Raw genomic sequence first — 13,706 nt, forward strand, 5'->3', positions numbered from 1 at the left:
CACCGGCATGCGGCTGACGCGACACGCCGACCTGGCAATGCGAGTGCTGATGTACCTGGCACTGACCGGCGACCGGCGGGCGACGATACAGAACATCGCCAGCGCCTTCGGCATCTCGCGCAATCATCTGATGAAAGTCGTTCATGAGCTGGCCTGCGCCGGCTACGTCGACTCAGCCCGCGGGGCCGGCGGCGGCATACGCCTGGCCTGCCCGCCAGCGGCCATACGGGTTGGTGAGGTGATTGCCGATCTCGAACCGGACTTCGGCCTGGTTGAGTGTTTTCGGGACGGCAACTGCTGCGTGATCACGCCGGCCTGCCGTCTGCCGGCGATGCTTCAGGAGGCGCTCGAGGCCTTCATGCAGGTGCTTGGCGGCTATACACTGGCCGACCTGGTCACGCCCGCCAACGAGCGTGATTTGGCCGACAGGCTGCACATCCGCCTGGTCGGCAGCGCCAGGGCGTCGCGGCAACCGCCGAACTGAAGCCAGCCGGGCCGGCCTGCGTTAGAATCGCGCGCCATGGAACTGATCGACATTGGCTGCAACCTCGGCCACGACAGCTTCGACGCCGATCGCGAGCAGGTCATCGAGCATGCGCGCGCGGCCGGCGTCGTCCAGATGGTGGTGACCGGCGCATCCGAAGCGGGCAGTCTGCGCGCAGTGGAGGTGGCAGAGGGCCACCCGGGTGTGCTGTTCGCCACGGCGGGTGTTCATCCGCACCACGCCGTTGATTACTGCGCCGAGACCGAAAGTGTGCTGGCTGAGCTGCACAGAAGCGAGACGGTGATCGCCGCCGGCGAATGCGGTCTGGATTACTTTCGCGATTTCTCTCCACGCCCGACCCAGCGCCGCGCCTTCGAGCGCCAGCTGGAGCTGGCCGTCGACTGCGGCAAACCGGTCTTTTTACACCAGCGCGATGCCCACGACGAATTTCTCGCCATTCTGCGCGAGTTCCGGCCCCGGCTGGCCGGCGCGGTGGTGCACTGTTTTACGGATACGCGCGAAGCGCTGGATGCCTACCTGGAGCTAGACTGTCACATCGGCATCACTGGCTGGATCTGCGACGAACGCCGCGGGCGGCACCTCAAGGAATTCGTCGGACGCATTCCGGCCGAACGGTTGATGGTCGAGACCGACGCGCCCTATCTCAAGCCGCGCAACCTCACGCCGAAGATCAAGACCCGGCGAAACGAACCGCAGTGGCTGCCATGGATTGCCGGCACCCTGGCCGCCTGCCGCGGCGTCTCGCCAGTGCAGCTGGCCGAAGAGACCACCCGCTGCGCGCGCCGCTTTTTCGGGATCTGAAGACGATCACGCCGCCAGGTTACCGATGAGGCCGTTGATCAGCGGGCTATCCGCCGGTGGGTGGTAGCCGCTGCCGCGTCAGCCGAAAAAACGGATCGAGAGCGGATACGGCCACAGCTCGCCTTCGGAAGCCTTGACCCCGCCGATGATCGGAAAGACGATCGAGACGATGGCCAGCGCGCCAAGCAGCAGCAGACCGAGACCGGCGGCCAGAATCAGCAGTACGCTGATGATTGCGTAGATGACCGCGCTGATCATCCAGTTGAACACCACGTGGCCGTGGGGTACGAGCCCCGGCAGCGACTCCTTCTTGATGACGTAGATGATAATCGGCACGATCAGGCCGGCCAGTGGCACGACCAGCCCGGAGAGCAGCGACAGATGCAGGATCATGGCCCAGTTGCGGGTCTCGCTGTCGGGGTTTTCATGGCCGGGGCCGGGCTGCTGCGGATCGGTCGTCATCTAGCGGCCCTGCGATTCGGTCGCCACGGAAATACTGTCGATGCCGACAACGTTGGCGGCATCCAGTACCCGCACCAGCGCGTTGGTTTCCGAGTCGGGGTGGGCAGCCACGATCAGCGGCGAGCGCGGGTTCTGAGCCCGCTCGCGCTCCAGGTTGGCGCGCACGGCATCGGCCTCCACCCGCCGCTTGTTGATCGTGATCAAGCTGGTGTGATCGATGCGCACCACAATCGGCAGGCTGTCGTCTTCCTCGACGATCTGCTCCTCGCTCTGGGTCGGGCGGGAGATATCCAGACCCTTTTCGCGCACGAACGAGGTGGTCACGATGAAGAAAATGAGCATGATGAAAACGATGTCGAGCATCGGCGTGATGTTGATCTCGGCCTCGTCTTCAGGGCGATGACGTTTGCGCATGGTGTCCTTGTTCCCGGTCCAATGGTGGCAAGAAGGGAAGAATACCGCAGGCGGCGGCTTCGCGCCAACTCCCGACTACGACTTTTTGCCCCGCCCGGCCGGTCGTTTCCACCCCGGCACGGTACGCTGACGACCGCGCGCCAGCGTCAGCTGGCCGGCCGGTGCCTGTCCTGATATCACGCTGCCGGCGCCGATCGTGGCCTCGCTGCCAATCGTGACCGGGGCGACCAGCGCCGAATTCGACCCAATGAACGCACCGCGGCCGATGACGGTGCGATGCTTGTTGACACCGTCATAGTTGCAGGTGATTGTGCCGGCACCCAGGTTGGCACCGGCGCCAATCTCGGCGTCGCCGACGTAGGCCAGATGGCTGGCCTTGGCGCCGCTGCCGAACTGCGCCTTCTTGGTTTCCACGAAATTGCCGATTCTCACGCCTTCAGCCAGTTCGGTGCCCGGCCGCAGTCGCGCAAACGGGCCAATGTCGCACGGACCGGTTGTCCGGACCCCTTCGAGCACGCTGTAGGGCTCGATCCGGGTGCCGGCCGCGAGATGGCAATCGGTGAGCACGCAGCCGGCACCCACCCGGACGCCGTCACCGAGCTGCACGTCGCCGCACAGGATCACGTTGACATCGACGGTGACGTCGCGACCGGCCTCGACCCGGCCGCGGACATGAACCGTGTCGGGATCAAGCAGGGTTGCGCCGGCGGCCAGCAACGCTGCCCGGGCGCGCTGCTGATAGATGCGTTCAAGGTCGGCCAGCTGGGCCCGGTCGTTGGCCCCCTTCAGCTCGGCCGCGTCGCCGGCGACAACCGCATCAATCGTGCGACCCTCCGCAGCGGCCACACCGATGCAGTCGGTCAGGTAGTACTCGCCCTGGGCATTGTCGTCGTCGATCTGCTGCAGCCACGCCGACCAGTCCCCGGCCGAGGCCAGCATGACGCCACTATTGACCTCGCGGATGGCGCGCTCGGCCTCGCTGGCGTCGCGTTCCTCGCGCACGCCCGAGACATGCCCCTCGCTGCGCAGGATGCGGCCGTAGCCGGTCGGATCGTCGGCAACGAAGGTCAGCAGGGCCAGATCCGCATCCCGGGACAGCAACTTGCCCAGGGTCTCGGGGCGAATCAACGGCATGTCGCCTGGCAGTACCAGCACGCGCGAGGATGTCCCGAGCTGCGGCAGCGCCTGCATCAGCGCATGGCCGGTACCGCGCCGGGCCTTCTGCTCGACCCATCCGAATGGCCGTCCGGCACAGTGACGGCGAATTTGGTCGGCGCCGGCGCCGATCACCACGTGCAAGCGACCCGGATCGAGCGCGGCGGCGGCATCCAGCAGATGTTCCAGCATGGCGCGTCCGCCGACCGGCTGCAGGACCTTGGGCTGACCAGAATGCATGCGCTTGCCTTCGCCGGCAGCGAGAATCACGATTTCAAGCATGAGGTTGTCCACCCCCGGGCGACGGTCCACAAACCCGGAGTATAAGGGCTGGAATCCTAGCCGGGTGCCTGATTGCACAGACACAATCGGCAGCGCCAGACATAAAAAGGCCCCGGGCGAGGGAGGACCCGGGGCCTGTAGTCGGATCCGGTTTGGGGACTGTCACCGAATCCTATGGTCCGCCTAGGGAGGGAAGCGGACCAAACCATGCGCATGGCGATTACTGAGACCGGCAGGCAAATCGAAAAGTTCCAAAAAAATCGGCAAATTTCTTTAAATTTTTTTTGTATTGATTTCAATGGCTTAACCTGGCTATTGCATCAATTCCCGGACGCAGGAGCCCGGAGAGTCGTGTTTCCGGGGCGTGGCTCGGAGATTTTTTACCCGGGGCATGGTTCACACTATGTGAGGACTGAAAAATCAACCGCGCGGCCCGGAAAAGCTTCTATACCGGTCAGCGTAGCGGTCTGGCGCCGGAAACCGATGCAATGGCCGGGTTAATGTGCACTTTCCCAATCAGGTCCGGATGCCGCGTCGACAACCAGCGGCACCGCAAGCTCGGCGGCGGCCTGCATGCGTGCAATCACCTCCTCGCGCACCCTGTCAATCACCGATGCATCGACCTCCAGCACCAGTTCATCGTGTACCTGCATCACCAGGCTCGCCGGCACATCCTCGGCCAGCAGCCAGGCATCGACGTCGATCATGGCGCGTTTGATGATGTCGGCCGCGGTGCCCTGCATCGGCGCGTTGATGGCGGCCCGCTCGGCCGCCTGGCGACGCTGGCCATTACGCGAGCGGATCTCGTCGGTCCACAAACGCCGGCCGAACAGGGTTTCGACGTAGCCCTGGTCGCGCGCCTGCCGGCGCACCGCGTCCATGAACCGGCGCACGCCCGGGTAGCGCTCGAAGTAGCGTTCGATGTACTGCCCGGCCTGTTCGCGCGACAGCTCGAGCTGGCGTGACAGACCCCAGGCACTCATGCCATACATCAGGCCGAAGTTGATCGCCTTGGCGGCACGCCGCTGCTGGTCGGTCACCTCATCGAGGCCGGCCCCGAAAACTTCGGCAGCGGTCGCGCGGTGAATATCCTCGCCGGCGGCAAAAGCCTCCAGCAAGCGCTCGTCGGCCGACAGATGAGCCATGATGCGCAGCTCGATCTGTGAATAGTCTGCGGCCAGCAACAATCGGCCCTCGGGGGCCACAAAGGCCTTGCGGATACGACGGCCCAGCGGCGTGCGTACCGGGATGTTCTGCAGATTCGGGTCGCTCGATGACAGCCGCCCGGTGGCCGCCACGGCCTGGTGATAGTGCGTGTGGATCCGCCCGGTGCGCGGATGAACGCGCTCGGGCAGGCGGTCGGTGTAGGTATTCTTGAGCTTGGCCAGGCTGCGGTGTTCGAGAATCAGGCGCGGCAGCTCGTAGTCACGCGCCAGCTCCTGCAGGACGTCCTCGGCGGTTGACGGCTGACCCGTCGGCGTCTTGCGCTGCACCGGCAGCCCCAGCTGATCAAACAGCACTTCTTGCAGCTGCTTGGGCGAGCCCAGGTTGAACGGCTGCCCGGCCATCTCGTGGGCCTGTTCAACCAGTTCACCGAGACGCCGCTCGATTTCACGGCTCTGCACAGCGAGCTGCTCGACGTCGAGCGCGACGCCGACACGCTCCATACGAGCCAGCACGCCAATCAGCGGAATTTCCAGTTCGCGATAGATGCGGCATGGTCCATCGAGTTTCTGAAGCCGCGGCCAGAGGTGGTGATGCAGCGCCAGCGTCACCTCGGCGTCCTCGCCGGCATAATCAGCTGCGACCGCCACCGGCACCTGGTCGAATGTGACCTGTTTGCTGCCCTTGCCAGCGACCGTCTCATAGGCGGTCGTGCGGCGGCCAAGGTATCGCGATGCCAGCGAGTCCATGTCGTGGCGCGTGGCGGTCGAGTGAAAGGAGTAGGACTCCAGCATGGTGTCATGACCCATGCCGGCCAGCCGGATGCCGGCGCGCTCGAGCACGTTGAGATCGTACTTGAGATGCTGGCCGACCTTGGGCCTGTCGGCGTCCTCGATGATGCCGCGCAGCGCCTCGACGGCCTCCCCGGCGCTGAACTCGTTGTCCTGGTCGACATGGGCCAGCGGCACATACCAGGCCTTGCCGGTTTCAACGGCGAAGGACAAGCCAACCAGGTCGGCATCAAGCGGTTCGAGACTGGTGGTCTCGGTATCCAGGGCGATCAGCTCGGCCGACTGCAGCGCCTCGAGCAAACCATCCAGCCGCTTGCGGGTGGTGACCGTCTCGACTTCGAGCCCGTTGCCGGCCAGGGCATGGTCTTCGTCCTCGCCGTCGCTAAAGCGCTTCAGCCAGGTGGAGAAGCCGAAGCACCTGAGCAGCTCGACCACGCGCTCCCGGTCGGGGCTGGTGGGCTCGAGCGCGTCCAGTCCCCCCTCCAGCTTCACCGCATCGTCCAGCGCGACCAGCTGCCGCGACAAAGCGAGCTGGTCCAGACCGGCCCGCAGATTGTCGCCGATCTTGCCGCCGATCTCGTCGGCGTGCCCGATGATTCCATCCAGGTCGCCATAGGCATCGAGCCATTTCGCTGCGGTCTTCGGCCCGACCTTCTCGATACCGGGTATGTTGTCCGAGCTGTCGCCAGTCAGAGCCAGCAGATCAGCCATCCGCTCGGGCCCGACACCGAATTTTTCGCGCACCGCGACCGGGTCATAGCGCTTGTCCTGCATGGTGTCCTCGAGCACCACGCCATCATCGACCAGCTGCGCAAGATCCTTGTCCCCGGACGAAACCAGCACCGCAAGATCGGCTTCACGCGCCCGGCGGGTCAGCGTGGCGATTACATCATCTGCCTCCACGCCGTCAATCACCAGCCGGGGCAGACCCAGGGCATCGATCAGTTGGTAGAGGGGTTCGATCTGACGCTTGAGCTCGTCGGGCATGGGCGGACGTGTTGCCTTGTACTCGGCGTAGGTCTCGTGCCGGAAGGTCTTGCCCGGAGCATCGAAGATCACCGCAACACGGCGTGGCTGGTAGCGCTCCACCAGACGCCTGACCATATTGGCTACACCGAAAATGGCACCGGTGGGCTGTCCATCACCGCTGGTCAGGTTCGGCAGCGCATGAAAGGCACGGTAGAGATAGGACGAGCCGTCGATCAGGCACAGGTCGAAGTCTTGGGGCATCGGTCGTCACGGGTTGGCATCGTCACACGATGATACTATCTGCACGGGTCCGCGGAATCCCGACGTTGATCTGCGGTCTGATGGAATGAGGACAGGGCGAGCTCGACAGAGCAACACGCGCCCGGCATGCAGCGTCCGCCACAGCGAGGAGTCCGATATGATGCGTACCAGAGTTCCCGTCACCTTGCTGGCCGGGCTGGTGACGCTACCCGGCGTCGTTCTGGCGCAGCAGCAGGATCCGCCGCCGGCCGATGCGCCACCGCCCCCGCCGATTCGCGAACCGCTGCCACCCAAGGTGCAGGACTCCGATGATCAGATCGAGCCGCAGGTGGTCATTCGCCGCGAGGACGATCGTATCGTCGAGGAATACAGCTCCGGCGGTGTCGTCTACATGATCCGGATCGTGCCCGATGTCGGGCCGCCCTACTATTTGATCGATACCACCGGTGACGGCAACTTCGACAGCCGCCATGAGCATATGCAGCCGGTCCGGCCAGCGCACTGGAAGATCGCCGAGTGGTGAATTCCCGACAGCCCCGTCCGGTCAATCGGCCATGCGGCGCTCAGGCGCGCGGGAATCGGTCAGCCGGTCGGACAGGGCGGAGAACCCGGCCAGGGATACCGTTTCTGCCCTGGCTTTCGGATCGACACCGGCTGAGGCGATCTCCTCTTCGCTGAACAGGTCTTTCAGGGCGTTGCGCAGGGTCTTGCGGCGCTGACCGAAGGCGGCACGCACCACCGCATGCAAACGGGGCAGCCTGTCCAGCCCGGCTGAGTCCAGCGGTTTGGGCGTCATCCGGACCACGGCCGAAACCACCTTTGGCGGCGGCCGGAACGCGCCGGGCGGCACGTCGAACAATCGCGCCATGTCGCAATGGAAAGCCGCCATGACCGTCAGGCGGCCATACTGCTTCGAGCCCGGATCAGCCACCAGACGATCGATCACTTCCTTTTGCAGCATGAAATGCATATCGACGACGCGTTCGCCAAACCCGAACAGGTGAAACAGGATCGGCGTCGATATGTTGTAGGGCAGATTGCCGACCACGCGCAGGGGTAATGGCGAGAGCCTGGCCAGGTCGGTTTCGAGCACGTCGGCCTGGATGACCTCCAGTGAACCCGGAAACCCCAGCCGCCGGGGCAGCGACGCGGCCAGATCGCGATCGAGCTCGACCGCGATGACCCGCGCCCCGGCCGCCAGCAGAGGGCCGGTCAGCACGCCCTCTCCCGGCCCGATCTCGACAATGGTCTGGCCGTGCCGCGGATTGACGGCCCCGACCAGCCGGCGCACCACGGCCTGGTCATGCAGGAAATGCTGCCCGAAGCGCTTGCGCGGGCGATGTGGCTTCACGGCTTGCCCGCAGCCAGCTCGCGCGCCAGGCGAATGGCGGCAATCAGGCTGCCGCTGTCAGCCCGGCCCTGACCCGCCCGATCCAGCGCGGTGCCGTGATCAACCGACGTGCGCACAAAAGGCAGACCCAGAGTGGTATTGACGGCATGACCGAAACCGACGTGCTTGAGCACCGGTAACCCCTGGTCGTGATACATCGCCAGTACAGCATCAAACGACCGCAGCCGGTCCGGCGTGAAGGCCGTGTCGGCCGGAAGCGGCCCAAGCAGGTCCAGATCGCTGCGCGACGAGAAATGCTCGATGACCGGTCCGATGACCCGGATTTCCTCATCACCCAGGTGACCATCCTCTCCGGCATGCGGATTGAGACCCAGAACGGCAATACGCGGGCGCTTGATGCCGAAACGATGTCGCAGCCCGTCTTGCAGGATTTCCAGAGTGTGCCCGAGCGAGTCCCGGGTGATCGCGTCGGGTACCGCGCGCAGCGGCAGATGGGTCGTGGCCAGCGCCACCCGCAGCGCGCCGGCAACCAGCACCATCACCACCCGCACGACACCGGCCTGCCCGGCCAGAAACTCGGTGTGCACGGAAAACGTGAAGCCGGCGTCGTTGATCACGCCCTTGTGCACCGGCCCGGTCACCAGTGCGCCGGCCGCGCCAGACTGGCACAACCTTGCCGCCACGCGCAGCGTCTCAAGCACATAGCCGGCGTTGGCGGGGTCCAGGCGGCCTGGCTGTTCCGGCCTGGCCATGGCAACCGGCAGACAGCGGATCCCGCCGGTGACCGCGATCGATACGTCCTCGACAGGATGCACCGGGGTGTCGCGGCCCAGACGGGCCAGCGTCCGGCGCAAAAGACCAGGGTCGGCGACCAGCAGCAGGGCCGGGTCGGCCAGCGCCGCACGAACGGCCAGCTCCGGGCCGATACCGGCCGGCTCACCGGGTGTCAGCAGCAGCGGGGCGTCCATGCCGCATCGTCGTCCGGGTTACAGCCGCACCTCGACAAAGGACTCGCTTCGCAACTGCCGCAGGAAACGCTCGACTTCCTCTTCGGCCTTCTGCTGAAACAGCATCTCACGGGCTTCGGAACGCATCGCTTCCTCGGTCCGGTCGCGTTCACGCACATCCTCCAGCAACACCAGATGCCAGCCCTGCGCGCTCTGGAATGGCCGGCTCAGCTCGCCCGTTTCCAGGCTGTCGATGACCTGCTGGAACTGCGGGCCGTAACGTCCGGCCGGAAACCAGTCGAGCAAACCGCCGAGATTGGCGCTGGAGACGTCGGCCGAGTACTCCCGGGCCAGTTCGGCGAAGTCCTCGCCCTGCTCGATGCGCTCGCGCAGCGATTCAATGCGTTCGCGCGCCTCCTCCGGCGAGGTCAGCTCGTTGGTTTCGATCATCAGGTGGCGTGCGCGATGCTCACGCACCATGACCCGGCCGCGATCGCGCAGATCGCGCACCTGAAAAACCACGAATCCAGCCGGCGTTCGAACCGGCTCGCTGATCTCCCCGGGCTGGAGATTCTCGATGGCTTCGGCAAAGGACTGCGGCAGGGCGCTGATGCTGCGCCAGCCGACATCACCGCCTTCGAGCGCATCGGGTCCCTGCGAGTAGGAAATGGCGGCGGCCGCAAACGACATCCCCGATTCAATTTCGTCCATGACCTCCTGCATGCGTGCCCTGGCCTGACGCAGCTCGTCCGGACTGGCTGATTCCGGCGCGGTGATGACAATCTGCGACAGCAGATACTCCTGACCGCCGAACCGTTCAGAGGCAAGCAGAATATCGATTTCGGTTTCGGTGATTTCATCCATTGAATTGGCCACCCGCTGGCGCAGCCGTGACGACATCATCTCGTTGCGGATTTCGCGCCGGAACTCCTCGAATTCGATGCCATCGGCTTCCAGTGCCCGGCGCATCTGCGCCAGGCTGATATTGTTCTGCTCGGCCACCCGCTCCAGCGCGCTGTCGACGTCGCTGTCGGAGACCCGAATGCCGGTGGCTTCGGCGCGAATCACCTCAAGGCGCGTCTGAATCAGTCGCTCGAGGACCTGCTCTTCCAGTACATCCTGAGGCGGCAGACTCTGCCCGCGCGCCAGGACCTGCTGGCGGATGCTCTCGACGGCCTGATCCAGCTCGCTTTTGAGAATCACGTCCTCTTCGACCAGTGCCACAATACGGTCAATTTCCTCGCGTTCATCCTGGCCCATCGCCAGCACCGGCAGCAGCACGGCCAGGGCGGTCAGCAGGGTCGTCATTCTCTGTCTCATTGTCTTCATCCTGTCCATGGGTTCCTTGCGGTGTTCACTCCTGATCGTAAAACAGCGGATAAGGGGCACGCCCGATGGTGCCGAGGCCCTTGAGCTGCAGCTCGATGAAAAAGGCGGTGCGCGTGTCCGACTCGCGGTCGTTGATCCACTCGCGTGCGGTCAGCCGCAGTGACCAGCAGCAGGTGTCATATTCCAGTCCACCGAGCAGCTCCAGCGCTTCATTGTCCTCGAACGAATAGGTCACGCGGCCGATGATGTTCAATCGCTCACCGAGCGGGTAGCGCAGGCGCAGGTCGGCCTGGTCAACCCGGTCGCGCCGCAGACGGTAGCCAAATGCCGCCTGGCGACGATCATCGCCGCGATAACTGAGACCGAAACGAGCCACTTCCGTTTCATCCGCATCATCGTCCCACTGCAGACCGGCACTGACCGCCAGCGCCCGCGCCGGTCGCCAGGTCAGCTCGGCGACCACCGACGAGCGCGAACGCTCCTCGACCGGCCGTCCCGGCAGCTGTACGCGCCGGTCGCCGAAGTGAACGATCTGACCGATGCTCGCATCGAGCAGGCTGCTGCCGTCACCGGCATCGAGCAGCCTCGAGGTCAACGCCAGGGTCAGCTGATTGGCATCGCCCTGCCGGTCGGGGCCGCTGAAACGATTGTAGTGGAACAGCTGGCTGAACCCGAAGGTCAGCTCGCGGGTATCGAAGTCGGGCAGATCCGCCTGGCTGCGAAACGGTACGTAAAGATAGTAGAAACGGGGTTCGAGCGTCTGGATCCTGCCGCCGGACAAGCGTCGCTCGAAAGTCAGCCCGGCATCCAGACTGGCGATCGGCAGGGTGCGCGAGAGACTGTCCTCCGTGTGGTCTTCCAGCGCATAGCCGGTCGCCCGCAGGCCCAGCCGCGGTCGCAGATACCACCCCGGGGCCACCAGATCGTAGTGCAGACGGGTCAGCAGGTCGACGCGACCGCCGGTCACACCCTGGCTGCGATCGAAATACACTGCTTCACCATCCAGCGCCAGCGACCATCCATGGCCCAGCGGGCGATTGACCGCCAGCTGCACGCGCGGCACCCGCCGGTAAGGTTCGCGCTCCGGGCGTACGTTCTCGTCGAGCACCTGAAACGTATCGGCTGACAGGGACAGGAGCCAGCTGGTCCCATTGCCGGTCAGGCTGGCCGAGGAGCGCAGAAACTGCGTTGCCGAAGCGTTCAGGTCACCGCCCAGGTCGATGAAATAGTTGTCATCGCTGGCACGCCTGAAATTGATGGCCGCCTGCCAGTCCGTCCACGGACGGGCGCCGTAGGCCAGTTCGGCAAAATAGCGATCGCGGTCGGCGCGCTGATCGTCGGGCAGCCACTCGATATCGACCTGACCTGACCGGCCTGTCTGCCCCCCAGGAACCGGTACTGAACACCAAGCTGGACGCCGCGCTTCTCGATCCAGCGCGGGGTCAGGGTGGCGTCTTGTTCGGGCGCGATATTCCAGTACCACGGCACCTGAATGTCGATGCCGTCGTCCGTGGAGTAGCCGAAGCCGGGGTACAGAAAGCCGGTCTTGCGCCGGTCATCGAGCGGAAAGCTCAGCCAAGGGGAATACAGCAGCGGTATGCCCTTGAAGCTCAGGCGCGCATTGCGCGCGGTGCCCACCCCGCTGTCCAGGTCCAGATCGACGCGCGAAGCCTTGAGCTGCCAGTCGCGCTGCTGCGGAGGACAGGTCGTGAAGTCGAACTGCTCCAGGCGGGCCCGGTCCGGGCCGAGCCACTCGGCCTGGGCAGCCGAACCGGTTGCCGTCGTGCCCGAAATCGCATAGTCGACGTCCAGAAACCAGGCCAGGCGCTCGCGCGTCTGGTACCAGGCTTCGGCGGCGTCGAGCTGCAGGCGGGCGTCATTGAACCGGAGCCGGCCGGGAATGTCGACCCGCCCGCTGGCCCGGTCGTAGGCAATTTCATCGGTCTCGAGCTGCTGGCTGCCCTGCACGACGCGCACGTTGTCGAGAAAGCGAATGGGCTGGCCCTGGACCGCTTCGTAGCGGGCTGCACGAATATTGATCGCACCGGGCTGGCCCGAGGCCGTCGGCGGCGGAATGCGCAAGGGGGCCGGCGGCGGGCACGACAGTGCCCCGGCGGTATCACCCTGCGGCGGAGCGGTCGCCGACAGCGCCGCGGCCGACATCGTCAGGGCAAGCAGGCGAAACGGAAACAAGCGCGGACTCAACGACAGTGACAGCCGGTTAAATTGGCACAATCGCGGCATTTGTTCAATGGTCTGGAGCGAGAAAGGCTGCGCGGACTGCCGAATCGGAACGCTCGAGCGCGTTGACGCGGTCGCGGAAACAGTCAACATCGCCGTTGCACTCGGCCAGCAAACCCGCAAAAGCCGCCACGCCGGATTCGTAGGTGGCCACCAGCGACAGGTGCGCGTTGTTGAGTGGTTGCTCCAGCCAGCCGTTCAGGCGGCTGCTGTCGTGCTGATCGGCCAGCTGCCGCAGCTGCGCCCGGAGCCGCCCGAAAATCCGCTCGCGCGCCGTTTCGAGCTGCGTCTCATCGACCGGCTCGGCGTAGGCCCGGGCCAGCGCTTCGCGGGCCATCAGCAGCTGATCGGTCAGCGCCCGGTCAACGATGCGCCGACGCTGCCACCGCGCCAGGGCGGCCGCATCGCCGCGCAGCTCAAGCCAGCGCCGCACGCCCTCACGGCCGACAAAGGTCGCAAACGCTTCGTTGAAAGCGGTTTCACCGGGCAGATAAAGGGCTTCATGCGCCAGCTCGTGGAAGACCAGTTCAGCCAGCTGCTCGTCTTCAAGTCCCAGCATGCTGTCGAGCACAGGATCGTCGAACCAGCCCAGCGTGGAATAGGCCACGGCCGGAAAAACGGCGACGTCCAGCCCTTCCTCGCGCAGTCGCAACGCGTGGCGGCTCGCCGCATCGCGTCGGAAGTAACCGCGATAGGCCAGACAGCCGACCAGCGGGTAGCACCAGGTCTTCGGCTCGACGGAATAGCGCGGCGTCGCGACCACATTCCACACCGGCGCCGAACGCCCGAGATCGGCGTAATGCCGGTAACTGCCACTGTCGGGCAGACCCAGCTTGCGGGAGGCGAAGTCCCGGATCGCCAGGACCCGCTCCAGACGCTGCCGCAGTCTGTCCGGGGTCGCCGGATCGGCGATCAGATCTGCGATATCCTCACGCTTGGCCAGCACTTCGAGCTGGCCCCGGGCAGCCTGGCCGTACCAGGCTACGGTGGCGCAGCCGGCCAGCCCCGCCATCACATACACAAGGAACACGGTC

12 protein-coding genes are annotated in these 13,706 nt (G+C 65.2%); 3 read left to right on the top strand and 9 right to left on the bottom strand.

Annotated elements, in window-relative coordinates; translation table 11 throughout:
- The first annotated feature begins 7 nt into the window (after nucleotides 1–7).
- Entirely contained in the window at nucleotides 8–484 is a 477-nt protein-coding gene (locus HND55_13950) for an Rrf2 family transcriptional regulator (GenBank protein ID QKK03666.1), read from the top strand.
- Between the two features lie 36 nt (nucleotides 485–520).
- Nucleotides 521–1,306: a hydrolase TatD gene (locus tag HND55_13955; GenBank protein ID QKK03667.1), complete on the top strand. Its 786-nt coding sequence runs from the start codon at nucleotides 521–523 to the stop codon at nucleotides 1,304–1,306.
- Nucleotides 1,307–1,384: 78 nt separating this feature from the next.
- Here HND55_13955 and HND55_13960 read toward each other — a convergent pair whose 3' ends face one another.
- The 4 genes from HND55_13960 to polA form a co-directional block, all read right to left on the bottom strand.
- A complete protein-coding gene (locus tag HND55_13960; GenBank protein QKK03668.1) occupies nucleotides 1,385–1,768 on the bottom strand; it encodes a DUF4870 domain-containing protein in 384 nt (127 codons plus the stop codon).
- Nucleotides 1,769–2,182: a biopolymer transporter ExbD gene (locus HND55_13965; GenBank protein ID QKK03669.1), complete on the bottom strand. Its 414-nt coding sequence runs from the start codon at nucleotides 2,180–2,182 to the stop codon at nucleotides 1,769–1,771.
- Nucleotides 2,183–2,257: 75 nt separating this feature from the next.
- On the bottom strand, nucleotides 2,258–3,619 hold the full coding sequence (glmU, locus tag HND55_13970; GenBank protein QKK03670.1) for a bifunctional UDP-N-acetylglucosamine diphosphorylase/glucosamine-1-phosphate N-acetyltransferase GlmU: 1,362 nt from the start codon (nucleotides 3,617–3,619) through the stop codon (nucleotides 2,258–2,260).
- Nucleotides 3,620–4,116: 497 nt separating this feature from the next.
- The gene (polA, locus tag HND55_13975) at nucleotides 4,117–6,804 is read right to left on the bottom strand and encodes a DNA polymerase I (GenBank protein ID QKK03671.1); all 2,688 of its coding nucleotides are present in this window, start codon (nucleotides 6,802–6,804) and stop codon (nucleotides 4,117–4,119) included.
- Between the two features lie 157 nt (nucleotides 6,805–6,961).
- On the opposite strand from polA, the gene HND55_13980 reads away from it, so the two are divergent.
- Nucleotides 6,962–7,327 carry a DUF2782 domain-containing protein gene (locus HND55_13980; protein QKK03672.1) on the top strand — a complete coding sequence of 122 codons (366 nt, stop codon included), beginning with the start codon at nucleotides 6,962–6,964 and terminating at the stop codon, nucleotides 7,325–7,327.
- A 21-nt stretch (nucleotides 7,328–7,348) separates the two neighbouring features.
- On the opposite strand, the gene rsmA is transcribed toward HND55_13980, so the two are convergent.
- From rsmA to HND55_14005, 5 genes are all read right to left on the bottom strand, one after another.
- Nucleotides 7,349–8,155 (bottom strand): 16S rRNA (adenine(1518)-N(6)/adenine(1519)-N(6))-dimethyltransferase RsmA, encoded by an 807-nt coding sequence (gene rsmA, locus HND55_13985; protein QKK03673.1) that lies wholly within the window; start codon nucleotides 8,153–8,155, stop codon nucleotides 7,349–7,351.
- Nucleotides 8,152–9,123, bottom strand: a complete 972-nt coding sequence (pdxA, locus tag HND55_13990; GenBank protein ID QKK03674.1) for a 4-hydroxythreonine-4-phosphate dehydrogenase PdxA — start codon at nucleotides 9,121–9,123, stop codon at nucleotides 8,152–8,154. Before pdxA ends, rsmA begins: the two co-directional genes overlap by 4 nt.
- Before the next feature lie 18 nt (nucleotides 9,124–9,141).
- Nucleotides 9,142–10,422 carry a molecular chaperone SurA gene (locus HND55_13995; protein QKK03675.1) on the bottom strand — a complete coding sequence of 427 codons (1,281 nt, stop codon included), beginning with the start codon at nucleotides 10,420–10,422 and terminating at the stop codon, nucleotides 9,142–9,144.
- A gap of 34 nt (nucleotides 10,423–10,456) precedes the next feature.
- Nucleotides 10,457–11,914 (bottom strand): LPS assembly protein LptD, encoded by a 1,458-nt coding sequence (gene lptD / locus HND55_14000; GenBank protein QKK03676.1) that lies wholly within the window; start codon nucleotides 11,912–11,914, stop codon nucleotides 10,457–10,459.
- 765 nt (nucleotides 11,915–12,679) lie between these two features.
- Complete coding sequence (locus HND55_14005; protein QKK03677.1) at nucleotides 12,680–13,702, bottom strand: aminopeptidase; 1,023 nt, start codon at nucleotides 13,700–13,702, stop codon at nucleotides 12,680–12,682.
- Nucleotides 13,703–13,706: the final 4 nt, after the last annotated feature.

The sequence above is a fragment of the Pseudomonadota bacterium genome, from assembly GCA_013285445.1.
GTDB lineage: Bacteria > Pseudomonadota > Gammaproteobacteria > Xanthomonadales > Wenzhouxiangellaceae > Wenzhouxiangella.

What these genes read in the sequence shown, in the direction of transcription:
- HND55_13955 (QKK03667.1), top strand. Translation starts at nt 521, where the DNA reads ATGGAACTGATCGACATTGGCTGCAACCTCGGCCACGACAGCTTCGAC.
- HND55_13950 (QKK03666.1), top strand. Translation starts at nt 8, where the DNA reads ATGCGGCTGACGCGACACGCCGACCTGGCAATGCGAGTGCTGATGTAC.
- pdxA (QKK03674.1), bottom strand. Translation starts at nt 9,123, where the DNA reads ATGGACGCCCCGCTGCTGCTGACACCCGGTGAGCCGGCCGGTATCGGC.
- polA (QKK03671.1), bottom strand. Translation starts at nt 6,804, where the DNA reads ATGCCCCAAGACTTCGACCTGTGCCTGATCGACGGCTCGTCCTATCTC.
- HND55_13965 (QKK03669.1), bottom strand. Translation starts at nt 2,182, where the DNA reads ATGCGCAAACGTCATCGCCCTGAAGACGAGGCCGAGATCAACATCACG.
- glmU (QKK03670.1), bottom strand. Translation starts at nt 3,619, where the DNA reads ATGCTTGAAATCGTGATTCTCGCTGCCGGCGAAGGCAAGCGCATGCAT.
- HND55_13980 (QKK03672.1), top strand. Translation starts at nt 6,962, where the DNA reads ATGATGCGTACCAGAGTTCCCGTCACCTTGCTGGCCGGGCTGGTGACG.
- HND55_13960 (QKK03668.1), bottom strand. Translation starts at nt 1,768, where the DNA reads ATGACGACCGATCCGCAGCAGCCCGGCCCCGGCCATGAAAACCCCGAC.
- HND55_13995 (QKK03675.1), bottom strand. Translation starts at nt 10,422, where the DNA reads ATGAGACAGAGAATGACGACCCTGCTGACCGCCCTGGCCGTGCTGCTG.